Source organism: Saliterribacillus persicus (assembly GCF_003337485.1).
GTDB classification, from domain to species: domain Bacteria; phylum Bacillota; class Bacilli; order Bacillales; family Amphibacillaceae; genus Saliterribacillus; species Saliterribacillus persicus.
This window is the reverse complement of record NZ_QPJJ01000001.1, coordinates 115,228-140,441: the sequence shown is the minus strand read 5'-3', so window position 1 is coordinate 140,441 and position 25,214 is coordinate 115,228. Positions and strand designations below refer to the sequence as shown.

Here is a 25,214-nt window from a genome sequence, read left to right as displayed (position 1 = left end):
ATTAAAGAAGGTGAAAACGGATGGATATGTTAGATTTAAGGATTCTTGTCGAACTATTTGAAAAACGTAGTATAAGTAAAGTAGCTAAAAATCTCCCACTGTCCTACTCTGCAATCAATGCTCGCCTACTAAATATGGAATCGGAAGTGGGTGTGCGGTTGTTTATTCGCACAAGCAGAGGGACAGAGTTAACCGATGCTGCAGAAAAGTTTTATTATTTTGCTTATAAAAGCTTACTTTCCTTAGAAACAGGCCTTAGTATTGCCAGACAATCTAATTCACAAAAAAAGAAGGAAGACATTCAAATTGGTATAACGAGACCTTTAATCCATCTAGTTGCACCAGTCTTTACAAACTTAATGAACACACAAAAGACCCCAGTTGCGTGGAATATTCAAACTGGTTTCACCCTGGAATTAATGTTGCTTACAAACGGGGAAGCGCTCGATATGTCGATCATCAACCATAACAAATTTATTCCAGATAGTTTAGAGCAAGAAAAGATATTTAGTGATCCCATTCATTTAGTTGGTGCGAAGGGCCAAAAGCTCCCTAATTATCAAGAACTCTATCATATATTATCGAGAGTTCCTCTCATTCTGTTGAAGAAGGGTTTCCCACTTCGCGAATTAATTGAGGAAGAATTATTTAAGCCAATGGGATTTGTGCCAAAGCAAGTCATCGAGGTCGATTCCATGGATATTGTAAGGCAATTAATGTGTGATGGTGTGGGATATTCCTTTATGCCAGAAATGGCACTCCTTGACCGGAAAGATGCATTTGATTTAGAAATATATGCTTCAGATATTGTTATACAAACTTTTCATATGGTATATTTGCCAACCTTTTACCAAGAACACCAAGCACTTATCGCAGACATGATAAACGGTATTCGAACAACAGTGAAAAATAAGCAAGCAGGTACTTTTTCAGCTTATTAAAAATTAGTAATATTTTGTTTTGATTGGCACATCAAGGGAACTTTTTTATTATGAAAGTCCCCTTGATGTGCCGAAAAATGATTAGATGAATCAATTCTTTCCTTTCATATACATCGGTGTATTTCCTTCTTCTGTTTTAAAACCTATTTTCCCATAAAACTCCACGACATTCGGATAAGCTACTAACATTTTCGTTTGGTATCCTTGATACAAATCAAGCATTTTATCCATCATTTCTTTGCCAATTCCTTTACCTTGATAGCTTGGATGGGTCAACACATAGTGAAAATAAACTGTTAAAGCGCCATCTGAAAGTGCATTGATTAAACCAATCAGTTCGTCCCCATCCCAGGCTGCAATGACTTCGTCGGATCCTTTAATTGCCTGTAATAATTTTTCCGGGAATTGTGCTGACTCCCATTCAACAGAGAGAAAGAGTTCTTTTAGATTTTCTTCTGTGATATTTTCTGTGTCTTGCCTGTAAAAAATCGTCATGGTCTAAACCACCCTCTTTATTAATCTAGTATAGCTTGTTTTTGATCTAAACATAAAGTAAAAGTATTTACCTATTCCTTACGTATTTGAGCAGTTGCATAAAATAAAAATTTGTTTTTAGAGTGGCTTAGAAAAGCTTTTATCTATTTTTAGAGAAATACTAAAAAAACTTTTTAAGCATACTTTTATCCAAAATGGATAAAAGTATGCTATACTAGAAATACATCATAAATAGGAAAATTTTTTGATGGAATGGATTTTAAAGGAGACGATCAATAGTGCAACAGGAGAAAGCCCAAACCACAAAACAACGTCCTTCTTGGACCTTTATACTACAAATTTTTCTTACCTTTTTAAAAATAGGGCCGGTCACATTTGGTGGCGGTTATGCGATGATTCCCATGATTGAAAGAGAAGTGGTTGATCGAAAAAAATGGATAAAGCCAAATGATGTAACAGAAGTATTCGCCATTAGTGAATCTGTGCCAGGAGCGATTGCAATTAACTCCGCTACATTCATCGGTTTTCGTTTAGCAGGCGTGAGAGGTGCGGTTGCTGCAATGCTTGGCGTTCTTTTACCAACCTTTTTGATTGTAGTTGGACTAAGTATGTTATTTATTCTTGTGAAGGATAACCCATATATTGAAGCGGCATTCATCGGAATTCGATCTGCAATTGTAGCGTTAATTGTTTATGCAGCGTACAAGATTGGATTGACAGCAATTTATGATAAAACAACACTGACCGTTATGGTGATTACGGTAGCTATTTTATTTTTCTTGCATATTCACCCGGTCCTGATAATTATTGGAGGCATGGGCGTAGGGATTTTACTTGTTCAAATTAGAAAGAAATTAGGTATTTTCACAGCAATGGATAAAGAAGAATCAAAACAAAAAGCAGAAATAGTGTAGGGGGAGGTATGGATATGTTATTGTGGGAAATTTTCACAACCTTTTTAATGATCGGATTTGTTTCCTTTGGCGGTGGTTATGCGATGATTCCAGTTATTGAACTTGAAGTAACCAAGCACGGCTGGATGAATACACAAGAGTTAACCGATGTGATCGCAATTGCAGGAATGTCTCCAGGGCCAATAGCAACCAACAGTGCTATTTTCGTGGGTTATCAAACCGCAGATTTACTAGGTGCTGTCGTAGCTGCTTTAGGAATGATGCTACCATCATTGTTTATTATATTAATCATAGCAACGTTTTTCTTTAAAATGAATAAAAATATATTTGTGAAATCAGCTTTTTATGGACTCAGGCCAATTATTACGGGCCTAATCATTTATGCTGCTATCCGCTTCGCTATTACAAATAATGTAGTGGGAACGATGAATTGGCACACCGCCTCCTTGCTTGGCATTTTTGCTTTGTCTTTATTTGCTTTAATTAAAATCAAACTTCATCCAATCTTCGTCATTGCAATATCGGCAGGACTAGGTATAGTATTGTATTACTAAAGGGATTGAAAAGGGCTGAAGTAAATGTTAAGAGAATTTTTGCTCGAAAAAGGAAAAAAATATGGAGCGATGCGTGAAGTGTATAAACTCCTTCAAAAACATGATGGCTTAACAAAAGCAGAATTAATTGAGAAGTTAGATATAAAACAAACCACTTTAGTTCGTTATCTCGATGCTTTAATGGAGAGAAAGTTAATTGATATTCATGAATATGAAGCATCCTCAGGTGGAAGGCCACCCGCGGTTTATGCGATCAATCCTGATGCGAATTTACTAGTTGGCATTGATATTTCCAGACGGAAAACAAAAATTGTGATCACGAATTTAACTTTTGAAGTAATCGAATCGACTCAATTTAATATGACAGAAGCACATCATCCTAAGATGACACTAGAAAAAATAGAAATAGAAATACACGCCTTACTCAAAAAGCAGCAGAAAACACCAACAGATATTTTAGCAATTGGGGTTGGTTCCGTTGGTCCACTTGATCGTGAAAAAGGAATCATCACGTCCAAGGCACAATTTTTATCTGGCGAGTCGGAGCAAGTAGAAATTGTTGATGCATTAACAAAACGCTTCGATCGACCAGTCTTCTTAGAAAATGGCGCAAACACAGCAGCAGTCGCCGAATATACACTTGGTAATAGCTTGGACCACAATATCCTCTATTGTATTAGCGGGATCGGTGTTCGTTGTGGCGTCTTAACGGATGGTGAAATTACTCACAACCAGACAGGAGACGCCAGTGCGATTGGAGAAATGGTTCTTTTCATAGATAAAGATAATCCGAAAAAGCTAGTCGATTTTCTATCCTTTCAAGCGATTTTGGGAAAAGTCCGAGCCTATGCTAGAAAGAGTGGAGCAATGGGAAAGAGGCCTGTTAGCGATGCTAAGATTGACGCGTTATCGATGGAAGACGTTTTTAACGCAGTAGAAGCGGGTGACCAACAAGTAAAAAACATCCTGCTAGAATCAGCACATTATTATGGAGTCGGATTAAGTAACGTTGTGCAAATCTTACACCCTGAAAAGGTTATCTTAAGCGGCGAATTAATTGATCGTTATCCATTCTACAAAGAGAAGGTAGTCGAGAGCGCAAAAGCTTTTATTAATCCTCTTGGAAGAGACAGAGTAAAATTTGATATTGGAGAATTGAGAGAAGAGGCAAGCGTTCGAGGTGCTGCGATCTATGCATTACAAGAGATGATAAAAAGATAAATGCGCACAAAATTCTGTGCGCATTTTTTTATGAAATAATATAAAAGTTGATATATTCTACGTTAATAGTAGACGAATCTTGATCGAACAAAACGTTTCATGACCATACTTGAGAGTTTCATGACCAAACGAAGTCGCTTCATAGCCAATCGACAGCACTTCATGGCCAAATCGGAAACTTTCATGGCCAAACTAGAACGTTTCATGACCAAATTACAACTATTCATCTTTCTATTTGACGCTTTTACGCACAAATTCGTTGTGTTCACGCACACTTTTCGATGATTCACGCACAAACTCACGGAGTTCACGCACAAATTCGTTAGGTTCACGCACAAACTCACATATTTTCACTTTTCCATTTGTCTAACTGACGCTTGGAGGTGAAGTGGAGAATTTTCTTCTCTTCTGAAAGTGAAGTTAATTTAGCTAAAACTTTTGGTTTGATATGTTTATTGAAATTCCAAATGAATCGGAAGAATTCCAGATCAAAGCGTTCTGGGCAATCCTTTTGCATATCAGGTCGAATACGATTCCTGTACTTGAACACCCGTTTTGTAGCTTGATAGATGCACCTGTATCTTGAAAAGTCTAGAAGAATGATCGTGTCTGCTGCTTGTATTCTTAAGTCAATTGTACCTGCGTAATTGCCGTCGATGATCCATGAATCTTCTTTCAAAATATCTTTTTGAATATCGATTTGCTCCGCTCGATCAGTCATTTCCCAGTTTGGCTTCCATAATAGCGCATCGAGATGATAGATAGGTAGAGTTAATGATGAACCGAGCTCGCGGGCTAGCGTTGATTTTCCGCTACCCGGTGAACCGATAATTGCAATTTTTCTCAAAAAATTGCCTCCTTCTTATCCTACCTTATTCTAGTGGTAGGACGTATAGAATGACACAGAAGAAATGAAGAATACTAGCTGCTAATACGAATAAATGCCAGAGGGCATGGTGATAACGAAACCCTCGCCATACATAAAAGACGGCGCCAAATGTATACAAAATACCACCAAGTGCCAACAGCAGAATGCCATTAGGATGAAGATTTTCTGTTAAAGGTCCCCATGTAAAAACAATTAGCCAGCCCATTACCACGTAAAGTAGTGTTGATACAACAACGAAACGTTTAACGAAATATGCTTTAAAGATTGTACCAGCTATTGCGAGCCCCCATACAATTCCAAAGAGTGTCCATCCCTGCACACCTTTTACGACGACGAATAGAAAAGGTGTATAGGTTCCTGCTATAAAAAAGTAAATCGAGGAATGATCAAGCACCTCAAAAACATTTTTAGCGCGACCTTTAGGCAGCGCATGCAGTAGAGTGGATGAGGTATATAAGAGAAACATAGTAGAACCGAATAAGGTGAAACTGACGATGTGCCATACGGTTCCTTTTAATGTAGCCAAAACAATTAAGATTACCAGTGCTGCAATACTTAAAATCATGCCAATACCATGTGTGACGGAATTAGCAATTTCTTCTTTCTTTGAAAAAACGTGTGTTGTCCCCATCTTACAGATCCTTTCAGCTTATCTTTGATTTTTAGCTATAGCTTTTGTATACGATAAGAAAATCGTATAAGAAAATAAAAATTTATAATATGTAATGACGTGAAAGTAAGTTTTTCTAATCTTATTATGCTTTTCACAAACTAGAAATGCAAGAGAAATAACGGAAAAGAAAAAACAGCCACTTCCTTAATAGGAAGAAGCTGTTCGATAATCATCATTAATATCTGCTTTTGGTTTACAGTAAATGATACAGCTGATAAAGACTGCTAATATCAGTAAAAACAGTAATGGACCAATAAGCCCAAGAGATTTAAGTGACGAGAAGAAAATAATATTTACAAAAAGTAAAACGATTGAGCTAATAACGACTGCAGGTCCTTTAACAGAAGCAGTTCGTTTTACTTCCCATGTTCCGCGTTGTTCGAATAGTGTAACAAGAACCATAACAGAGATGTTAGCAATCATACCAATCCAAACTGGGTGAATGTCCAGGTGGAAATCAGTAGGGCTCCAGCCGCTTAAATAGTACCAAACAATCCCTGCTGAGAACCCACTAACGAGGGACCCGATAACAGCATTTTTAGAAACTAGTGGCCAAAACAGTGCAGCTACTACAGGAGCGAAGGTAGCTGAGTTCCGCATTGTCCACGCGAGAACGTTCCACCAGGCGGATTGTTCGGTTCGTAAAAATCCAAATACAATCATCAATACAGTTAAAAATAATAGAGACCACTTTGTATAGACGACCAGCTTTTGCGGGGAAGCTCCAGGAAAAACGGCGCTTCCAACGTCTCTTCCTAAGCTGGTTGCACCTGAGAACTGACAAGGCGCACCCCAACCAAGGGCACATGCCCAAATACCAAGAAAGAACAATCCTACTAGTGGTGCGGGTAGTACTTCCATTAGGTAGAGCGGGAGAGCCACTAACCCTTTGCTTTCGCCCGGTACTACTACAGCCGCAGATAAACCAAAGACAATACCTAACACAATAAAGGGAATGCTCATAATTTCCGCTATAATAAGCCCCTTTTGTCCTTCCTCAGGCGTTTTACAAGAAAGGGCCATTTGGAATGCTGCTTGTGCTAAGATGACATTGACAAAGAAGGTAGCAAACCATACGAGAATTACTTGTAGCCCTACACCTGTCCAATCAAATAATTCGGGACGGTCGACGGCTAATTGTTGTAAGCCACTGATTCCTGGATTGATAAAAAAGGCGATCGTTCCAATCGTAAACATAAGTGCGAAAACAATCGTGTTCATCGTTTGGGTAAAGGCAATCGACCACATTCCACCAGCTTGTAAATAAACAAATAATAAAATGGCTGTAAAAGCTACTGATAGAGAAAGGGAGATGCCTGTAAATACGTGAAAAGCTGAGGCGAACGCAATTGCTGTAGCAACCGACCACATTGGAAAGGCGACTGCTGTAATGGCACCTGAGATAGCCTTTGCACCGCGACCGTATGTGTCACCAATTAGACCACTGATGGTAACGAGTAATCTTTCGCGAAACTTTTTAATCATTAATAGCGCGATGATCAAAACTTGAATGGTTTCTGCTACACCGTACCAAATGGCTGAGACGCCTGTTAAATAGGAGAGCTCAACGATCGAGATATAGGTGGAGCCTGAAAATAAACCAGTGATACAAAATGCTACGGTCCACCAGCGGAAGGTTCTTCCACCAACGAAGTAGCCATCTGTTTGTTGTGCTTTTCTTTTCGCTAAATTGCCTGCAACGATTAGTGCTAATGTATAAAGAATCGTTAGGGCAATCATCCAAATTCCATATGAAGTCATCCTGCAACCTCCTCGTTAATTTTCCAATTTAATTTTATTTCGCATGAAGTATCCTTAAACAAGTTGTAGGCAGGACAACGGCGGGTAACCTCTTCGATTAAATCGGTTAAGTTTCTTTCTTTATCTGCTAAATTTAGTACGATATCTAGCTGGGCAGTTTGAAAATAAGGACTAACATCTGCTGTTCCTTTTAAACCGCGCTTATCAATTTCGCCATGAGCAGATACCTCTAAGTTTTCAATGGAAATTTCTTTTTCATTTGCTACCATCTCAATGACAATCATTAAGCAACCACTTAATGATCCTAATATATATTCCATCGGAGTAGGAGCAAGATTTGTTCCCCCAAGTTTTTCAGGCTCATCAATGGTGAAATTAAATTCACGGACCTGAGTTTTGTTTTGCAGGTTATTTGTTCGAGTACTTTTGGTTTCTACTGACCGTAGATATTTATTCTGTTCTGTCATGTTAAAGTTTCTCCTTTTCAAGTGATTTTTGATTTGGTAGTATTATGGATAAAGCTACATAGCGAAGTCTCTTTTTCCACGTAAAAAAGCAGCTACTATTTTTCCGCCTGAAAAATAATAGCTGCTTAGCTAATGAATGGATATCTACCCTTATCTTTCAGGCTTTAGGCCTGCTGGAATGGGCACCTTATTTCGGAAATAGGTTGCCGTGGGATCATAGGACCAGATTCCTCCTCCACTCTTGATAAGAAACTATGAAATTGTCAGTTAATTCTGAATTGATATTTGTAATCATAAACTCAAATTAAAATGAAGTCAACCCTATTTTAAAACTTTCAGCTTATAAAAATTGAATTACCACATCATCGGTATCATGCGTTCAATATTTTGGATAAATTCTGAAATGAATATATCAGATAGTAGGTAGATAAATAAATAGGTTATCACCATACAAAGAATAGTAAGATAGTAAAGCTGTCCACTTGGCTGATGCTTTTCTAAATGATAAAAGCTTAATAATAGTGGATTAACTACAATGATAATACTAAGACCCACGACAGATAATGCAATCATGATCATACTAAATGACATCGATCCGAGTAGCGAGATTACCATCGTAACGGTAGCTAGAGCAGTGTAAGGTACCGCTAGTCCACCGAACTGCGCGGTTAATTTTTTGAAAGTAATCGGCTGTTTGCCTATTTTTAAAACGATAAAGGCACTTACTAAACCAATTGCTGTTATTAGTAGAAAGCCAAATAGTAATCTACTAACCAATGGGAAAAATGGGAGGGCATCTGCTGCATAGGCAAATTCCATCGCATTTTTCGCAATAAAATAGACGCTTAAAGAAAGAGTAAGGGCGAATAATACAAGCGTAATGATACTATTTATAAATGCATTTTCCTCATGCTTTAGAGCAATGGTTGGATTTTTAATGACTTCTAAAAAATAGTTGTAATATTGCTTCGATTGTTGCTTAATTTGTTCTACCTGTTGACCTTGTGGAACGTTTGGTTGGGCGTTCGCTTGAAAACCTTGCTCAACGGCAGGCTGTGCCTGTTGAAAATTAGGTGCTTGCTGCGAGTTATTTTCACTAGTGCTTTGTTGATTTGTTGATGCACCACATTTTTCGCAAAAATTTCCATCGTCTTGATTATGTTGACATTGTGTACATGTTACCATTTCTTTTTCCTCCGTTCACTTTTAATACCATTCTAATAGTTTGTCTGTTTCAAAACTCTTTACTTCATCACTGCCACGAATATACCAATCGTCACTAGTTGGTTCATAAACAAGATGGTATTTCCACATATATTCAGTTCGGTCAAAATTTCTAGGTGCTGGTTCGCCGCTTTCATAATAACCAGTTCTAAATTGAAGCTTGGTTATTACTTCAACATTGTAATCATTTTCTGTATCAACTAGGAAACTACCATCGTCAAAAATAATTTGTTCAACGTCACCTGTAAAATTACTATTATCCTCACGCATACGATCAAAGTTATCCCCTGTTGCTTTTAGATAACCCATATTTTGCATCACAGTTAAATGTGAAATGGATTGATCTTTATAAGCGATGATCCATTCATCGACATGCCTTGCAATTCGCGAATAGATTTCATCTCGCAAATAATCATCTTCATAGTTAAATTCGAACATAACAGGATTTTGACTTGCATCTGTAATCATAACTGGATCTGCGTAGAGCGTTTCCCACGGTAATTCTAACTTTGCTGAAAAGGTAGTGGAACCATCGTACGTCACTGGACCAAAAACCGTTTCTTCCCCGATTGCCTCTTCTGTTACCACATCATTTACGATTAACGTTGCTTCTTCATGTGTGGATTGAATGATGACTTCCTGGCCCTCGAAGCTTATAGCTGCACTAGCTTCTAGTTGTTCCGTTTCCCAAAAGTCGATTGTAATGGCATCCTCATATTCCCCGTATATCTGGTTATGTAAAAAAGTTAATTCATACTTCCCCGGAAGATGCACTAAATGTAATTTTTCATTAGGATTCTCTAACATTATTTTATAACGATCCTTAATGGAGAGTTCCGTCTGTTCAAAATTTGCAGAAGCTACTATTTTAACGGGGGTTAATTCAAATACATACTGCGGGTAAATACCAAACTTCTTTTCTGTTTCTACTGCTTGAATAAGTGGATGAGCAGCTTCATCATTTGAAATTTGAGCTTCTAATCGGTCGCTAATCCTTGCTAAAGCTTCTTTATTATCTTGGAAATACTGAATGAAATCTGTAAGATATTTATCTGTGATTTCTTCCTCAGAGGTAAGCTGCTGTCTTAGCTTATCCTTATCTCCTTCTTCTACAGCAGTTTTTAGTTGATCAAGTTGGGCTGCACCATTGTAATTAACGGATCCTAAAAAGTAGGCACCAACAGATATTAGTGCAAGAACAATGAGTATAGATGGAATAATAATGAATAATTTCTTTTTCTGACTTGATTGTGGTTGTGTTACTTTTTCTTCTTTCGGTGTTTGGTTGGCTTGTGTGGGTGTAAAATCTTGTCTTTCAGGAGCTGTAACCTTCATTCCGCAAGATTTACAAAATGAAGGAGATTCGCTTACCGGCTGCCCACAATTTTTGCAAAACATTCCATGAATCAGTCCTTTCATTTGATTAGTAAGGAGTAGATCAAATGTACGATCTACTTATTACATAAGTCAATACTACCATTTAAAATTCGACCTGTCACGACATGAAAAAACACTTATTTTGTCGAAAAAAGTGAGATAATAACTAATTGATGAATGTAAGCAACATAAAACTAACCGGAAATACTTACTTGTTCATTTCTTTCATATACTTATTCAACCCATGACAGGTACGAAAATCATAGTCATCTTCCTACGCTTTTTCACCAATTGCACAGAAAGCTATATTTTATTGCATTGTATATATTTATAAAATAACTCCCTCTATTATTCTGTTAAAAAAATTTCCGCAGCTGTACCATTACCTATCTTAATATCATCTAGATAGATATTTTTTCCTAGTTTGTTCCTTGGTCAACGCTTTTCCTTCCAACCATTATTTCCGTATAATTCTTAGCATTAACTACAGTCTATTTAAGTGTGTTTTTGAAAAAGCTCTTCGGTATTCTGTAGGTCTCATTTTTTCATACTTTTTAAATAAACGCATAAAGTACTTTTCATCTTCTATTCCAACTCGTGAGGCAATGACTCTGATGCTCAGAGGGGTACCGGTTAATAATTCCTTTGCTTTTGTCATCCTTAATGCATGTAGATAAGATTGTAAGGTTTTCCCTGTATTCAATTTAAAAATTCGAGATAAATAGTCCTTGTGATAGTTGAATTTTTTCGCAACGTCAGAGACGGATATTCCTTCAAATGCATGGATTCTAGTCCATTCAAGAATCTGATTAAAATTGGCTTCAGTCTTATCCTGACTTTTAACAGGACTTGATGTGTAGGTCAGGGTTTGTTCGGATAGTTCGATCAGTAAAGAAGTCATGAAATAATTCATACTCATTCGCGTGTAATAATTCGAGTTATCAATGTCTAATAACTGGTTCGCCAAAATATTTATTCGTTCGATCCCTATTGGAAAGGAGTACTTCGGTAAATATATGTCAGTTATCATATGGCTCATTTCTGGCTGCGTACGAATACGCATCATTAGCTCCTGATCCATCTCATCACCAATGACGACATCATGCGACGTAAAGTGAAACCAGTAAAAGGAAACCTCAGGATTACATAACCGGTAGCCACGGTGCATGCTACCTGGATAAATAAATAATATTTCACCAGGCTTAAGTGCATACTTGATGCTGTTCTGTTCGATATATAAGGTTTCATTTACACTAATGATCATTTCGTAGCTGTCAATCACGCGCTTTTCATGTTGCCATTTGACCTCAGATATAAATTGTCCACCTGAAATAAACTGTACTGGTTTATCGATATTAAGTTTCATATAGGACATATCGTGCACTCCTTTTCTGTATGAAAGAATTAATGGAGGGAAGTATACTTTATATTAGATTAAGGAAATAAATTAATTAAGTCAATTAAGTCCACCTTTTGTTCTAATCTACCTACTTACTTTTAAAAGAAAGGGTGCTAGAATTTAAATTAGTAAGCGTTATCAATGTAAACTTAATAACAAGGAGTGAGAAGAATGAAAAATAACCTCCAGAAAATCAATCCAATCGGACTAAAGCAAGTGAAAATTGATGATCTTTTTTGGAATCCGTGGGAAAAATTAGTCAAAGATTCCATTATCCCTTATCAGTGGGACGCACTAAATGATCGAATTGAAGGTGCTGCTCCTAGTCGAACGATTACAAATTTTGAAATAGCAGCAGGTCGAAATGATGGGAAGCATTACGGAATGGTTTTCCAGGACAGTGACCTGTATAAATGGATGGAAACCGTTGCTTTTTCCTTGTCAGTAGAAGACGATCCTGAATGGGAAAAGATTATGGACGATGTCATCGATTTAATTGAAGCGGCACAAGAAGAAGATGGCTATCTTAATACGTACTTTTCGGTGAATGAACCTGATAAAAAATGGACAAATTTAAAAAATGATCATGAATTATATTGTGCGGGACACTTAATTGAAGCGGCAGTTGCTTATTATGAAGCAACGGGTAAAAAACGTGTGATTGACCTAGTCAGTCGTTTAGTCGATCACATCCAATCTGTTTTAGGGAAAGAACAAGGTAAAAAGCCAGGATACCCGGGTCACCCTGAAATTGAATTAGCTTTGATGAAATTATATAAGGTCACCGGTGATACTAAATATATTGACCTTTGTCAGTTTTTTATCGAAGAAAGAGGAAAGCGAAATCCAGATCATTATTATGATATCGAAATGGAAGAGCGAGGTGGACCGAAGCATGATGACGACAGAGACAATGATTATTATCAGGCGCACCTTCCAGTACGAGCGCAAAAAACTGCAGAAGGCCATGCGGTAAGAGCGACTTATTTGTATAGTGGAATGGTCGATCTTGCTAGTGAGCTTAAAGATGAAGATTTATTAGAGGTGTGTCGAACACTTTGGGAAAACACCGTAAATAAGCGGATGTATGTGACGGGTGGTATTGGTTCGCAATCACACGAAGAGCGTTTTACCGTTGATTATGATCTTCCAAATGATCGTGCATATACAGAAACCTGTGCGGCAATTGCGCTAATCATGTGGGCTCACCGAATGGTGCATATCGAAGCGGATGCGAAATATACCGATGTTTTAGAGCGAGCGCTTTATAATGGGGCTCTCAGTGGTATATCTTTAGACGGAAAAGGTTATTTTTATGTAAATCCATTAGAAGTATGGCCACATACAGCGAACTGCCGTCATGATATGAATACAGTAAAACCTACAAGACAGCCTTGGTTCGGTTGTGCGTGTTGTCCTCCAAACATCGCAAGACTACTTGCATCACTCGGTTCGTATATTTATTCAAGTAATGACGAAGAATTATACGTTCACTTATTTATTGGTGGAGAAACAGAAGCGGAACTAAGCGGTCACAAGGTCACGTTAAAACAAGAATCTAATTATCCTTGGAAAGGCGATATCAGTTATAGCTTCGAGATGGAAGGGAAAACGACATTCACGCTAGCAACGCGCATTCCCGGATGGTGTACAAATGCTGAAATTTTAGTAAATGGAGAAGAAGTAGTGTATGACTTAGATAAAGGCTACGCTAAGATTAACCGAACTTGGAGTCCAGAAGACGTTGTTGAAGTATCCTTTCACATGCCAGTGGAAGTGGTGCGATCCCATCCAGAGGTTAGAGAAAATGCTGGTAAAGTAGCACTGCAACGTGGCCCAGTTATCTATTGTTTAGAGGAAATGGATAACGGAAAGAATCTGCAAGATCTGTCAATTCCAGCAGATCAAAATTTTGTAGTAAACCATGAATCAGAATTATTAAATGGTGTCACTGTTATAAGAGGACAGGCGACACAGACCGACCGTGATCAAATCGAAGACAGTCTTTATTCTACGAAAAAATTGAATCGAAAGAACCGCGAATTCAAAGCCATTCCATACTATGCATGGAGTAATCGTGGAGAAAATGAAATGACGGTTTGGGTAAGAGAGGAATAATTTTTAAAATAAACACCTTGAGAACAGATGGAAAAAATCTGCTTTCAGGGTGTTTTTGATTGCACTATAGGAAAGTATAAAATTTATTTGACTTTAGTATAAAGAAAACAAAAGCTTTCACCATACGAGCTAGCGATAAGCTTTCGTTTTATTAAGAATGAGGAAGTAGTGCACCGATAATTATTGTATACTAAAGAAGTGGTGAGCTGCGATTGGCCAGAAAAACTTATATATTGACTTAATGGAAGAAATAATAAAGGGAAGTGGATGGAAATGATTGTCGAAGCTATTGTACGAAATAAACAAGAAGCCCTTGAAGCTGAAAAAGCTGGGATAGACCGGTTAGAATTAGTATCGAACATCCAACTAGATGGACTTACACCAAATGTTGACGTAACAAAAGAGGTTCTAAATACTGTTAACATACCCGTTCAAGTAATGATACGACCACATAATCATGGCTTTTTTTATTTAGAAGACGATAATGATTTAATAAAAAGCACTGTCGATCAAATGCTTAATATTGGCGTGAGAAATTTTGTGTTTGGTGCACTTAATAAAAATAAAACCATAGATGAAACACTAATAACCGAAATACTATCTATGGATTCTGATATTCGGATTACTTTTCATCGAGCTTTTGATTATTCACGAGATTTGGAGGAATCTTATAGAATATTAACCAAATACTCCTATGGTGTTGAGAGAATTTTAACCTCCGGTGGGGCAGAAACCTGTGTAGATGGACAGGAAAAAATAAAAAAATTAATGAAGATGTCTACAAATGTGAAGGGGCCGATTATCATGCCTGGGTCGGGTTTGGATAAAACAAATTTTATGTCTTTTCATCAGGAAGTGCGTGCTTCTGAATATCATTTCGGAAAGGGTGTAAGGCATAATCAGTCTTACTCTGGAAATTTTAATCAAGCATTTATACATAGTGTGAAAAATGTTAATATTTTTGAAATATAAGACTTGTATGTGCATGTTTTGAAAATTAAAGCCATAAGGAGAAGTCTCCTTATGGCAATTGTAGTTTATTCATAAATAGCTGCTTGAATTTCCTCATCTTCAATATTGTCCTTATCATACCAGAAGTATCCAGTATCAATATTTTCTTCTACTTCTTCGCCATCTAATGCTTGAACTGCGGCTTTTACTGTTTCATATCCAATACCCTCTGGATTCTGTGTGATAGCTCCTGCCATGATACCATCTTTAATTGCGTCGATTTGTTGTTTACCAGAATCGAAGCCAACTATTGTAATTTCACCTTCTTTACCTAATTCACGAACTGCATTCACCACACCAATTGCAGAACCTTCATTAGAACCGTAAATCCCAGCTAGATCCGGATTAGCTTGCATCATCGTTTTTGCTAAGTTGGTAGATTCTAAGTGATCACCACCGCCATATTGTGTATCTACGATTTCAATATTCGGATAATTTTCTTCGATAGTTTCTATAAAACCATCACGGCGTTGTACGCCTGTAACCGATACTTGGTCATGCACGACAAGTGCTACTTTACCTTCCTCACCAATTAATTCAGCCATTCTATTTGCAGCTTCTTGTGCCGCTGCATAATTATCTGTGGATGCTGTAGCAAGTGGGATTTCACTATCCACTCCAGAATCAAATGCAATAATAGGAATGCCAGATTCATCTGCTTTTTCCAATAATGGGGATGAAGCTTGTGAATCTAGAGCTGCAAAACCAATAGCATCAGGATTCTTATCAAGAGCAGCTTGTAACATTTCCATTTGCTTATCCACCTGAGATTCATTTTCAGGTCCTTCAAAAGTAATTTCTACATCAAATTCTTCAGCAGCTTTTTCTGCACCACTTTGTACTGCTTGCCAGAATTGGTGTTGAAACCCTTTTGAAACAATAGCGATATAAGGCTTATCTTCCGCTGCTTCTTCTGATTCAGTTTCCGTCTCTTTACCTTCGTCATTTTCATTACCACTACTTTCTGATGCTTCCTCTGTTTCACTACCACATGCCGCTAGAACAAATAGAACGGAAATAACAACAACTAAAAATGCTAACCATTTTTTCTTCATTTTTTTCTCCCCTTTGTTTGAATTTCATATATGAAGTAACTCAAATAAATGAGTTATTTCTAAAAAATAATGTTACTCATTTTTCTTGCGGAGCATATCAAAATAGACGGCGAGTAAAATAACAAAACCGATTACAACTGTTTGCCATTCTTGAGGAATAGACATAATACGAAGTCCATTTGTAAGTACACTCATAATAAGTGCACCAATCATCGTACCAATAAGTGAACCTTTACCGCCGCTTAATGATGTACCACCAATAACAACTGCTGCAATTGCTTCCAATTCATACCCCATACCTAGAGCTGGCTGAGCTGAATTTAAACGCGATGCCATAATGACACCTGCAACACCTGTAAAACAACCTGCAATGGTGTAAATGATCATCTTCCATTTTTTTACGTTTATTCCAGACAAGCGAGTTGCTTCCTCATTGCTACCAATGGCAAATGTGTATCGACCAACGATAGTTTTAGATAATAAAATCCAACCAATTATGACCATTAAAAAGAATATTAAAACTGCATTTGGAATAGAGATACCTGGAATAACGGACCCGAGTGCGATATTATTAAATCCTTCCACATCACTGAAATAGATAGGAGATGCCCCAGATATCACCAGTGATAATCCTTCAGCTATCATCATCATTGCTAAGGTTGCAATAAATGGAGGAATTCTTAGCATAGAGACTGAGAATCCGGCAATAAACCCAATTAATGCACCAGTAAGTATACCTCCGAGAATCCCGACACTAACTGGTAAGCCTAAGTAGACAATGAAAACACCAGTCATTACTGAGGTTAAAGTCATACCTGTACCGATAGATAAATCAATTCCACCAGTGATAATTACGAATGTTGTACCGAGAGCTAATATTCCAATTACTGTTGTTGATAATAAAATCCCTTCAATATTTGACCAGCTTAGAAAATTCTCAGAAGCAATTGAAAAAAATATGATTAATACAATTAAACTGGCAAATGCAAGTATCTGCTGTAAGGCACCAGAGTTTGCGAAGCTTTTTTGTTTATTATTATTTGCAGTTGTTGCAGCCATGCATTTTCACTCCCTTAAAGTCTTTAAACGTGTTTTGTAGCAAGTTCCATAATTTTCTCCTGATTTGCATCTTTACTTAATAACTCTCCGGTTACACGTCCTTCATTCATGACCACGATTCGATCACTAAGTCTTAAAATCTCTGGTAATTCAGATGAGATCATAATGATAGATTTTCCTTCGTCAGCTAACACTTCTAATAGGTCATAAATTTCTTGTTTTGCACCTACATCAATACCTCTTGTTGGTTCATCAAAAATTAAAATATCGCAATTTTTTAATAACCATTTTGCAATTACTATTTTTTGTTGATTGCCCCCTGAGAGTAAATTCACCTTTTGATTAATACTGGGCGTTTTTACTTTTAATTGTTTTGTGTATCTTTTTGCATCATGACTAATACCGGCAGGTTTGACGAATGAAGCTACAGAATATTTGTCTAATGTGGAGATCACAATGTTTTCTTTAACCGTCATTTCTAACATCAGTCCAAAACTTTTTCTATCCTCGGATAAATATCCAATACCGTGTGCAACAGCATCAACTGGTTGTTTGATAGAAACCTTTTTCCCATTAATTTTTATCGATCCTGAAGAAGGATCTGCACCAAAGATAGCCCGAGCTGTTTCAGTTCGTCCAGCACCTACTAGACCAGCAAACCCTAAGATCTCGCCTTTTTTTAATTCAAAGGAAACATCTTTTACATGCTTATTTTTTAAATTATTTACTTCTAAAATGGTCTCAGTAAATTGGTTGGGGTCAGAAACCTTTTGTTGTATTTTAATTTCTCTGCCGACCATCAAAGATACAACCTGTCTTATTTGGGTCCCATTAGTTGGAAGTGTATCGATGTATTCTCCATCTCTCATCACAGTTATCCGATCAGCAATTTGTTTTAATTCTTCCATTCGGTGTGAGATATAAATAATGGAAACGCCTTCATTTTTTAACCAATTAATGATATCAAAGAGGGCGTTAATCTCTTTGCCAGTTAAAGCAGCAGTAGGTTCATCCATGATGAGAACTTTTGCATTAAAGGATAAAGCTTTAGCAATCTCCACCATTTGCTGTTTTGCTACTGTGAGACTAGAAATTTTTGCTCTTGGATTCAATTGAATATTCAATTTTTCAAATAGTTCTTCTGCTTTTCTATTTAATTCATGATTTTTCAAAAAGAAATTTAAGCGGTCTCTGGGTTCACGACCAATAAATATATTTTCAGCTACCGTTAAGTCAGGCATTAAATTTAATTCTTGATGAATAATGTTAATGCCAAGCTCTTGTGCTTCCTTGGTATTAGATGGTGCAATTTCCTTTCCATCAAAAACAATGGTACCTTCATCTTTTTGATAAATTCCGGTTAATATCTTCATTAAAGTGGATTTTCCTGCTCCATTTTCACCAATTAGTGCCAGTACTTCACTATGGTGTAAGTCTAGTTGCACATTTGATAATGCTTTTACACCAGGAAATGATTTTGTTATATTTTTCATTTCAAGTATTTTTGAGGACATTTTTGCACTCCTTTCTCCGCGCATGTTAGAGAGAATTTATCACTAAATACGATCGCTACAACTCTTCCAATGTTCTTCAAATAGTGTTAGTTCTTCTGTCTGTTTAAAGGGGATGAAGCAGTTTTTGATGACCCTTTAGTACTGAACGCGCTAAACTGCATCGCTCATTACTACTTGTATTCAAGTTAATAAGCCAATTTTTCATTCTAGTTTACCTTGTATAAATTGGTACCGCTAACATATAAAATTTAGCAAAGTCCATTTCTGCTAGTTAAGGTATAAAATAATTTTTTGTATAAACTTATAAGTAGTTTGATAATTATCGGTTTTGTTCATTTGGAGTCGAGTAGTTTTAGCTCTGCTAAAGGTAATGCCGCTATTATTAGTAGAACTAATTAACAAATAGTTTCTTGGTATACAGATGCTTTCCACCAATCCTTGGGATCTTGCTCTTCAGCATTATTTTAAAGAAAATAAGTTTTGTAAGAATAAGTATAACTTGCCAAAAGATTGTCGTTCTGGTTAAAAAGAGTAACTTTGACAACACTTGTGTCAATATCAGGAGATAGTATAAAAGAGTCTGATTGGGTTATAAATAACTCCTTTCAGAATAATGATAGCGCTTACGGTTATCGGTAACATAAAATCTAGCATATACTTTATAGTATGTCAACGAGAATTTTATATGTTTATTATTATAACCGGGTGATTATCCTTTGATTTTATATTTAAAAACAACAATTAACCCTATTATATGTATTGAAAAAGAAAAAACAATTTCATAAAAAACGCTTGCATTAATTTTATGTTATCGGTATCATAATAAACAAAGATTTAGAAAAAAGAGGTAGGCGCTTATGGTTACGATATATGATATTGCAAAAAAAGCAGATGTTTCACCAATGACAGTTTCACGAGTTATTAATAATTCAGGGAAAATCCGTAGTACTACTAGAGAGAAAGTAGAACAAGCAATCAAAGAATTAGGTTACATTCCAAATTCTGCAGCCAGAAGTTTAACATCAAATCAAACTAAAACCTTAGGTTTAATTTTAACAGATATCTCCAATCCATTTTTTGCAAAGATAGCTAGAGGTGCTGAAGATGCAGCAGTTGCCACTGGTTACCGAGTGTTAATGAGTAACACGGATGAGGATAGCGTAAAAGAAGTAAATTATATTGATATGATGATTTCAGCAAGAGTTGATGGCGTACTTATCGCACCAACTAGTGATGAAACAATAAGTCAGATTAATCGCTTAAGACAACATAACATTCCAGTGGTCTTAATTGACCGAATGATAGAAGGTTTTGAAGGTGATTATGTATTAGGTGACAGTTATGAAGGTAGTAGAAAGTTAGTGAAGCATTTAATAGATTACGGTCATCACAATATTGCACTTATAAACGGTCCGTCTAATGTATCTACTGCAAGGGAACGACAACGTGGTTACTTGGAAACGTTAAAATTAAATGATTTAGCTGTACATGATCACTATTTATCGGAGATTGACTTTAAAAGTGTGCAGGCAGGAAGTGCAAAAGATATAGTTGAGCAATTAATGAGTCTAGAAAAAGATAAAAAACCAACAGCTATTTTTGCTGCTAATAATTTCATAGCTATTAGTGTTATTAAAGCTCTAAAAGAACTGGGTTTAAATGTCCCTGAAGATATTTCTGTTGTTTGTTTTGATGAAGTAGAACCTGTTGTTTATTTTGATCCATTTTTTACAGTTGCAGCTCAACCTGCTACAGAAATTGGAAGAATAGGAACGCAGTTCTTGGTTGAAAGAGTAGAACATCAAAATATTAATCAGGAAAGAAAAGTTGTTTTACCACCCGACATTTTCATTAGAAAATCCACAAGAAGACTTTGAATAAAATTTTTCAAAAGGAAACAAGAGGGCTGATATGTTAAAAAAAATCCCTAATATTTTGTCGCCTGATTTATTGAAAACGCTTCACGAAATGGGCCATGGAGATGAAATTGTTATCGGTGACGGTAATTTTCCGGCGGCAAATTATGCGAAAAGGTTAATTCGATGTGATGGCCACGATATACCGTCATTATTAGATGCTGTTTTACAATTACTTCCTGTTGATGACTTTGTAGCGAAACCTATTACTTTAATGGAAGTAGTAGATAAAAGTGCGGAAAAGGCGCCTGCTATATGGAATTCATATGAAAATATTTTAAATCATCATGAAATATCACCTGGGCAAATAGGTTATGAAGAACGTTTTGATTTTTATGAGAGATCAAAGGAAGCATATGCAATAATTGCAACTACTGAAACAGCATTATATGGCAATATAATATTGAAAAAAGGTGTAATTTCTTAAATTATATATTTGAAAGGTTTATAGATTTTCTATTTGTGCTTTAGCTATGTAGAATGAAAATTTTTAATAGGGAGGTTTATAGAATGTCTAATGTTAGAGAGCAATTAAGTAAATATGCAATGAAGTTAGTTAAATCTGGTTTAGTAGTTGGAGCCGGTGGCAATTTGAGTATGCGTGATGATAAATATATGTATATATCTCCAAGTGGCTTCGATTTACAAGAAATTGAAGAGGAACAATGGGTGAAAGTGAATATTGAAACAGGTGACGTTGAAAGTAACTTGAAACCATCTTCAGAAGTGCAAATGCATCTTGAGTGTTTTAGAAGAAGACCAGATATAGACTCCGTTTTACATGCCCACCCTAGTTATTCTGTCGGTGTTTCTTCAGCTGGTAAAGAAATTCCTAGCATGTTTCCAGATTTTCCGGCGATGATTAAAAATGTTAAATATCTAGATTATATGATTCCCACCACGCATGTATTAGCAGATGCTGTGGCAGAAGTGATTGAGAAAACTGAAGTTGTAGTGATGAGGAATCATGGTGTTTTAACAGTTGGAAAATCTATGAAAGAAGCGTATTTCTTTATGCAGCTTGTAGAAGAAGCGGCAAAGGTATATACGATTTCTACTACTGTTGGGGTGCCGAATTTATTGACGGATGAAGAATGCCAAGACCTACGTAATCTTTCAAGCGAGAAATATCGAGCAAAGTTATTAAAAGATTCCTAGAAATAAGAAATAAAGGAGGAATTTCATGAAAAGGGTTTGGGCATTTGATATCGGTGCCTCTAACGGAAGGTTGATGGTAAATAGTTTTGATGGAAAGTATATGTATCTAGAAGAGATATATCGTTTTCCGAATTTTCCAGTCCAAGTAACCAATAATTATTACTGGGATATTTTAAATATTTATAGTGAAATGAAAAAAGCGATGAAAAAAAGTATCTATAAAGGTTTTGATCAAATAGAAAGTATGGGAATTGATACTTGGGGTGTGGATTTCGGTTTGCTTTCGAATACGGGGGAAATATTGTGTAATCCTTATAGTTATCGGAATCCTAGAAATATTGAAGGGATGGAACGTGTACTAGATCAAATTTCTTCAGACGAGTTATTTGGTTTGACGGGTTTGGAAATTGCCTCTATTAATACATTATTTCAATTATATACAATTAAAGAAGCAAATCCTAAGTTGCTTGAACAAGCTGAGACACTGTTACTAACTCCAAATTTACTAGCATATTTATTTAGTGGACAAAAATACAATGAATTTACAATAAGCTCAACAACGCAGATGTTATCTGCTTTTGATAAAGATTGGGATAAAAATATTCTCGATAGATTATCTTTACCAAAGGATCTGATGGCTCCAATAGTAGAACCATATACTATTGCTGGTGAAACTTTACCGGCTATTAATAAAGAAATGGAAATGGATCCAGTAAAAGTAACATACACAGCAGGTCATGATACAGCCTGTGCTTTAGCTGCGTTACCTTTAGAAGACGATCAATCGATTTTTATGAGTTGCGGTACTTGGGTATTAATAGGAGTTCCGGTAGATGACCCGGTCACACACGCAAATGCAATGAAATGGGGATTTACTAGTGAAGGAACGATGGATGGATATTATAGGTTACAAAAAAATAATATGGGTATGTGGTTGTTGCAGCAATCTAGATTAATTTGGGAAAGAGAAGGCATAACTACCGATTATGAAAATGAGAATCGATTATTTATGGAATCTGAACCTTTGCAATCTTTGATTGATCCTGATCATCCATCCTTTTTCACTCCCAATAATATGATTGAAGCGATTCAACAATTTTGCCGTGATACCAACCAGGTTGTGCCGAAAACTCAGGGTGAAATTATTCGCTGTATCCTAGAGAGTTTAGCTTTAAAATATAGATGGGTGATCAACCATCTTGAAATTTTAACTGGAAAGAAATTAAAGCGCATACATATGGGAGGTGGAGCGATTAGAAATCAGATATTGTGCCAATTAACAGCAAATGCGACTGAGCTTAAAGTAATAGCTGGTCCAATTGAAGCAAGTTCAATTGGAAATGCAATTGGGCAATGGATTGCGTTAGGTGAAGTGAAGAATATAAAAGAAGCTAGGGAAGTAGTTAAAAGATCTTTTCCTTTGAAAGAATACAAACCACAAGATTCTGATAAATGGGAAGATAAATATAATTATTTTAATGAAAATATACTGCAAGGTTAGTATTGCTAAGGGAGGAATATTCATGACTGAAAATAGCAGATATATAGGACATATGCCGAAAATAGGTATTCGCCCAACGATAGATGGCAGAAGAAAAGGTGTTCGAGAGTCCTTAGAAGAGAAAACGATGAATATGGCAAAAATGGTGGCAAAATTAATTTCTGATGAATTAAATTATAACAATAGCCAACCTGTTGAAACGGTTATTGCGGATACATGCATTGGTGGTGTTGCAGAAGCGACAAAAGCAAAAGCGAAATTTGATAAAGAGAATGTTGGTGTTACGATCACGGTAACTCCGTGTTGGTGTTATGGTTCAGAAACAATGGATATGGATCCAAATCGACCGAATGCAATTTGGGGATTCAACGGAACAGAACGTCCTGGTGCAGTCTATTTAGCTGCAGTATTGGCGGCGCATAATCAAAAGGGGATACCTGCTTTTGGTATATATGGTAGAGATGTACAAGATATTGATGATCAAACAATACCGGAGGATGTAGTTGAAAAGATTTTACGCTTTGCTAAAGCAGGAATTGCTGTGGCGATGCTAAAAGATAAATCCTACTTATCTATTGGTTCCGTCTCCATGGGAATCGCTGGTAGTATGGTAGATGAAGGTTTTTTCCAAGATTATTTAGGTATGCGAAATGAATATGTAGACATGACGGAATTAAATCGTCGCATAAATGAAGAAATATATGATAAAGAAGAATATGAAAAAGCCTATGCATGGGTAAAACAAAACTGTGCCTTTGGTTCTGACACTAACAGTGAAGGAAATCAACGCTCGAAGGAACAAAAAGAAGAAGATTTAAAAATGAATATAAAGATGACCATTATAACTAGAGATTTAATGGAAGGTAACCTCAAATTAGCTGAAATGGGATATGAAGAAGAAGCAATGGGTAGAAATGCGATAGCTTCTGGTTTCCAAGGTCAACGTCAATGGACAGATCATCTTCCTAATGGTGATTTCATGGAAGCGATACTTAATTCTTCCTTTGATTGGAATGGAATTCGAGCGCCTTATATGGTTGCAACGGAAAATGATACATTGAACGCTGTAACAATGTTATTTGGCCACCTCCTTACAAATACAGCGCAGGTTTTTGCAGATGTTAGAACATATTGGAGTCCAGAAGCTGTGAAACGTGTGACCGGACAAAAACTAGAAGGTAAAGCACAAGATGGTATTATTCATTTGTTAAATTCTGGTTCAGCAGCTTTAGATGGTACTGGTCAGCAAGAAGAAGATGGAAAACCTGTAATGAAACCATACTGGGATATAACGAAAGAGGAAGTAAATAAATCTTTACAAGCTACAAAGTGGCGCCCAGCTAATACGGAGTATTTTAGAGGTGGTGGATTCTCTAGTAACTTCAAATCGAAAGGCGATATGCCGGTAACTATTGCTCGCGTGAATTTAGTAAAAGGATTAGGTCCTGTACTTCAGATTGCAGAAGGTTATACGGTTGAATTATTAGATGAAGTTCATGAAATATTAAACAATCGTACAGATCCAACTTGGCCAACGACTTGGTTTGTACCTAATGTCACAGGTGAAGGTGCATTCCGAGATGTATATACGGTTATGAATAATTGGGGCGCAAATCATTGTGCAATGAGCTACGGCCATATAGGCGCCGATTTAATTACACTTGCATCGATGCTGCGTATACCTGTCAATATGCACAATGTAAAAGATGAAAATCTATTCAGACCAAGTGCTTGGAATATGTTTGGCACGCAGGACCCAGAGGCTGCTGATTATCGGGCTTGCCAAATTTATGGACCGTTATATCGTTAATCCTGAAAACACTCAAAAAAACACATAATTGTATAACAAAGATTAAGAACTGTTCTCTTGATTAAAGAGGACAGTTCTTTTTATTAATAATGAAGCATCCTTCAAATTTTTAATCAACCTAACTTTTCTTATGTAAGCCCTTACTTTTCTTTATTCA

Annotated in this window: 22 protein-coding genes and 1 riboswitch; of the genes, 11 read left to right on the top strand and 11 right to left on the bottom strand. The window is 36.5% G+C overall.

Annotation, left to right across the window (positions count from 1 at the left end; translation table 11 throughout):
* Positions 1-20: 20 nt before the first annotated feature.
* On the top strand, positions 21-941 hold the full coding sequence (locus DFR57_RS00595) for a LysR family transcriptional regulator (RefSeq protein ID WP_114351195.1): 921 nt from the start codon (positions 21-23) through the stop codon (positions 939-941).
* Positions 942-1,031: 90 nt separating this feature from the next.
* Here the strand turns inward: DFR57_RS00595 and DFR57_RS00590 are convergent, their stop codons facing one another.
* Positions 1,032-1,436, bottom strand: a complete 405-nt coding sequence (locus tag DFR57_RS00590; RefSeq protein WP_114351194.1) for a GNAT family N-acetyltransferase — start codon at positions 1,434-1,436, stop codon at positions 1,032-1,034.
* A 278-nt stretch (positions 1,437-1,714) separates the two neighbouring features.
* Here DFR57_RS00590 and DFR57_RS00585 point away from each other — a divergent pair, with 278 nt between their 5' ends.
* Genes DFR57_RS00585 through DFR57_RS00575 form a run of 3 tightly spaced genes read left to right on the top strand, consistent with a single transcriptional unit; the run spans position 1,715 to position 4,125 of the window.
* Positions 1,715-2,350 carry a chromate transporter gene (locus DFR57_RS00585; protein ID WP_211315326.1) on the top strand — a complete coding sequence of 212 codons (636 nt, stop codon included), beginning with the start codon at positions 1,715-1,717 and terminating at the stop codon, positions 2,348-2,350.
* A 14-nt stretch (positions 2,351-2,364) separates the two neighbouring features.
* On the top strand, positions 2,365-2,904 hold the full coding sequence (locus DFR57_RS00580) for a chromate transporter (protein WP_114351193.1): 540 nt from the start codon (positions 2,365-2,367) through the stop codon (positions 2,902-2,904).
* A 24-nt stretch (positions 2,905-2,928) separates the two neighbouring features.
* Complete coding sequence (locus DFR57_RS00575) at positions 2,929-4,125, top strand: ROK family transcriptional regulator (RefSeq protein ID WP_114351192.1); 1,197 nt, start codon at positions 2,929-2,931, stop codon at positions 4,123-4,125.
* A gap of 340 nt (positions 4,126-4,465) precedes the next feature.
* Here DFR57_RS00575 and DFR57_RS00570 read toward each other — a convergent pair whose 3' ends face one another.
* The 7 genes from DFR57_RS00570 to DFR57_RS00540 form a co-directional block, all read right to left on the bottom strand.
* Positions 4,466-4,972 carry a DNA topology modulation protein gene (locus tag DFR57_RS00570; protein ID WP_114351191.1) on the bottom strand — a complete coding sequence of 169 codons (507 nt, stop codon included), beginning with the start codon at positions 4,970-4,972 and terminating at the stop codon, positions 4,466-4,468.
* Positions 4,973-4,997: 25 nt separating this feature from the next.
* Positions 4,998-5,645 (bottom strand): PAQR family membrane homeostasis protein TrhA, encoded by a 648-nt coding sequence (trhA, locus tag DFR57_RS00565; RefSeq protein WP_114351190.1) that lies wholly within the window; start codon positions 5,643-5,645, stop codon positions 4,998-5,000.
* Between the two features lie 186 nt (positions 5,646-5,831).
* Positions 5,832-7,448 carry a sodium:solute symporter family protein gene (locus DFR57_RS00560; protein ID WP_114351189.1) on the bottom strand — a complete coding sequence of 539 codons (1,617 nt, stop codon included), beginning with the start codon at positions 7,446-7,448 and terminating at the stop codon, positions 5,832-5,834.
* Positions 7,445-7,915 (bottom strand): OsmC family protein, encoded by a 471-nt coding sequence (locus tag DFR57_RS00555; protein ID WP_114351188.1) that lies wholly within the window; start codon positions 7,913-7,915, stop codon positions 7,445-7,447. Before DFR57_RS00555 ends, DFR57_RS00560 begins: the two co-directional genes overlap by 4 nt.
* Before the next feature lie 147 nt (positions 7,916-8,062).
* A riboswitch (SAM riboswitch) is annotated at positions 8,063-8,166 on the bottom strand.
* 103 nt (positions 8,167-8,269) lie between these two features.
* Positions 8,270-9,100 carry a hypothetical protein gene (locus DFR57_RS00550; protein ID WP_114351187.1) on the bottom strand — a complete coding sequence of 277 codons (831 nt, stop codon included), beginning with the start codon at positions 9,098-9,100 and terminating at the stop codon, positions 8,270-8,272.
* A gap of 21 nt (positions 9,101-9,121) precedes the next feature.
* A complete protein-coding gene (locus tag DFR57_RS00545) occupies positions 9,122-10,537 on the bottom strand; it encodes a TcaA 3rd/4th domain-containing protein (protein ID WP_114351186.1) in 1,416 nt (471 codons plus the stop codon).
* A gap of 463 nt (positions 10,538-11,000) precedes the next feature.
* Complete coding sequence (locus tag DFR57_RS00540; RefSeq protein WP_114351185.1) at positions 11,001-11,891, bottom strand: AraC family transcriptional regulator; 891 nt, start codon at positions 11,889-11,891, stop codon at positions 11,001-11,003.
* A 195-nt stretch (positions 11,892-12,086) separates the two neighbouring features.
* Here DFR57_RS00540 and DFR57_RS00535 point away from each other — a divergent pair, with 195 nt between their 5' ends.
* Both DFR57_RS00535 and DFR57_RS00530 read left to right on the top strand, forming a co-directional pair.
* Positions 12,087-14,033 carry a glycoside hydrolase family 127 protein gene (locus DFR57_RS00535; protein WP_211315325.1) on the top strand — a complete coding sequence of 649 codons (1,947 nt, stop codon included), beginning with the start codon at positions 12,087-12,089 and terminating at the stop codon, positions 14,031-14,033.
* Between the two features lie 267 nt (positions 14,034-14,300).
* Complete coding sequence (locus DFR57_RS00530) at positions 14,301-15,005, top strand: copper homeostasis protein CutC (protein ID WP_114351183.1); 705 nt, start codon at positions 14,301-14,303, stop codon at positions 15,003-15,005.
* A 65-nt stretch (positions 15,006-15,070) separates the two neighbouring features.
* Here DFR57_RS00530 and DFR57_RS00525 read toward each other — a convergent pair whose 3' ends face one another.
* The 3 genes from DFR57_RS00525 to DFR57_RS00515 all read right to left on the bottom strand — a co-directional run bounded on the left by DFR57_RS00525 (position 15,071) and on the right by DFR57_RS00515 (position 18,672).
* The gene (locus DFR57_RS00525) at positions 15,071-16,099 is read right to left on the bottom strand and encodes an ABC transporter substrate-binding protein (RefSeq protein ID WP_114351182.1); all 1,029 of its coding nucleotides are present in this window, start codon (positions 16,097-16,099) and stop codon (positions 15,071-15,073) included.
* Positions 16,100-16,171: 72 nt separating this feature from the next.
* Positions 16,172-17,158, bottom strand: coding sequence for an ABC transporter permease (locus tag DFR57_RS00520; RefSeq protein WP_114351181.1), 987 nt, complete (start codon positions 17,156-17,158; stop codon positions 16,172-16,174).
* A 23-nt stretch (positions 17,159-17,181) separates the two neighbouring features.
* Positions 17,182-18,672 carry a sugar ABC transporter ATP-binding protein gene (locus DFR57_RS00515; RefSeq protein WP_114351180.1) on the bottom strand — a complete coding sequence of 497 codons (1,491 nt, stop codon included), beginning with the start codon at positions 18,670-18,672 and terminating at the stop codon, positions 17,182-17,184.
* A gap of 857 nt (positions 18,673-19,529) precedes the next feature.
* On the opposite strand from DFR57_RS00515, the gene DFR57_RS00510 reads away from it, so the two are divergent.
* From DFR57_RS00510 to DFR57_RS00490, 5 genes are all read left to right on the top strand, one after another.
* A complete protein-coding gene (locus DFR57_RS00510; RefSeq protein ID WP_114351179.1) occupies positions 19,530-20,549 on the top strand; it encodes a LacI family DNA-binding transcriptional regulator in 1,020 nt (339 codons plus the stop codon).
* A 34-nt stretch (positions 20,550-20,583) separates the two neighbouring features.
* Complete coding sequence (locus tag DFR57_RS00505; protein WP_114351178.1) at positions 20,584-21,015, top strand: RbsD/FucU family protein; 432 nt, start codon at positions 20,584-20,586, stop codon at positions 21,013-21,015.
* Between the two features lie 83 nt (positions 21,016-21,098).
* Positions 21,099-21,746, top strand: a complete 648-nt coding sequence (locus DFR57_RS00500; RefSeq protein ID WP_114351177.1) for a class II aldolase/adducin family protein — start codon at positions 21,099-21,101, stop codon at positions 21,744-21,746.
* 25 nt (positions 21,747-21,771) lie between these two features.
* Complete coding sequence (locus DFR57_RS00495) at positions 21,772-23,247, top strand: rhamnulokinase (RefSeq protein ID WP_114351176.1); 1,476 nt, start codon at positions 21,772-21,774, stop codon at positions 23,245-23,247.
* 22 nt (positions 23,248-23,269) lie between these two features.
* Complete coding sequence (locus DFR57_RS00490) at positions 23,270-25,057, top strand: L-fucose isomerase (protein ID WP_114351175.1); 1,788 nt, start codon at positions 23,270-23,272, stop codon at positions 25,055-25,057.
* The last annotated feature ends 157 nt before the right edge of the window (positions 25,058-25,214 follow it).

What these genes read in the sequence shown, in the direction of transcription:
- DFR57_RS00595 (WP_114351195.1), top strand. Translation starts at nt 21, where the DNA reads ATGGATATGTTAGATTTAAGGATTCTTGTCGAACTATTTGAAAAACGT.
- DFR57_RS00590 (WP_114351194.1), bottom strand. Translation starts at nt 1,436, where the DNA reads ATGACGATTTTTTACAGGCAAGACACAGAAAATATCACAGAAGAAAAT.
- DFR57_RS00580 (WP_114351193.1), top strand. Translation starts at nt 2,365, where the DNA reads ATGTTATTGTGGGAAATTTTCACAACCTTTTTAATGATCGGATTTGTT.
- DFR57_RS00575 (WP_114351192.1), top strand. Translation starts at nt 2,929, where the DNA reads ATGTTAAGAGAATTTTTGCTCGAAAAAGGAAAAAAATATGGAGCGATG.
- trhA (WP_114351190.1), bottom strand. Translation starts at nt 5,645, where the DNA reads ATGGGGACAACACACGTTTTTTCAAAGAAAGAAGAAATTGCTAATTCC.
- DFR57_RS00560 (WP_114351189.1), bottom strand. Translation starts at nt 7,448, where the DNA reads ATGACTTCATATGGAATTTGGATGATTGCCCTAACGATTCTTTATACA.
- DFR57_RS00555 (WP_114351188.1), bottom strand. Translation starts at nt 7,915, where the DNA reads ATGACAGAACAGAATAAATATCTACGGTCAGTAGAAACCAAAAGTACT.
- DFR57_RS00550 (WP_114351187.1), bottom strand. Translation starts at nt 9,100, where the DNA reads ATGGTAACATGTACACAATGTCAACATAATCAAGACGATGGAAATTTT.
- DFR57_RS00545 (WP_114351186.1), bottom strand. Translation starts at nt 10,537, where the DNA reads ATGTTTTGCAAAAATTGTGGGCAGCCGGTAAGCGAATCTCCTTCATTT.
- DFR57_RS00540 (WP_114351185.1), bottom strand. Translation starts at nt 11,891, where the DNA reads ATGTCCTATATGAAACTTAATATCGATAAACCAGTACAGTTTATTTCA.
- DFR57_RS00535 (WP_211315325.1), top strand. Translation starts at nt 12,087, where the DNA reads ATGAAAAATAACCTCCAGAAAATCAATCCAATCGGACTAAAGCAAGTG.
- DFR57_RS00530 (WP_114351183.1), top strand. Translation starts at nt 14,301, where the DNA reads ATGGAAATGATTGTCGAAGCTATTGTACGAAATAAACAAGAAGCCCTT.
- DFR57_RS00525 (WP_114351182.1), bottom strand. Translation starts at nt 16,099, where the DNA reads ATGAAGAAAAAATGGTTAGCATTTTTAGTTGTTGTTATTTCCGTTCTA.
- DFR57_RS00520 (WP_114351181.1), bottom strand. Translation starts at nt 17,158, where the DNA reads ATGGCTGCAACAACTGCAAATAATAATAAACAAAAAAGCTTCGCAAAC.
- DFR57_RS00515 (WP_114351180.1), bottom strand. Translation starts at nt 18,672, where the DNA reads ATGTCCTCAAAAATACTTGAAATGAAAAATATAACAAAATCATTTCCT.
- DFR57_RS00510 (WP_114351179.1), top strand. Translation starts at nt 19,530, where the DNA reads ATGGTTACGATATATGATATTGCAAAAAAAGCAGATGTTTCACCAATG.
- DFR57_RS00505 (WP_114351178.1), top strand. Translation starts at nt 20,584, where the DNA reads ATGTTAAAAAAAATCCCTAATATTTTGTCGCCTGATTTATTGAAAACG.
- DFR57_RS00500 (WP_114351177.1), top strand. Translation starts at nt 21,099, where the DNA reads ATGTCTAATGTTAGAGAGCAATTAAGTAAATATGCAATGAAGTTAGTT.
- DFR57_RS00495 (WP_114351176.1), top strand. Translation starts at nt 21,772, where the DNA reads ATGAAAAGGGTTTGGGCATTTGATATCGGTGCCTCTAACGGAAGGTTG.
- DFR57_RS00490 (WP_114351175.1), top strand. Translation starts at nt 23,270, where the DNA reads ATGACTGAAAATAGCAGATATATAGGACATATGCCGAAAATAGGTATT.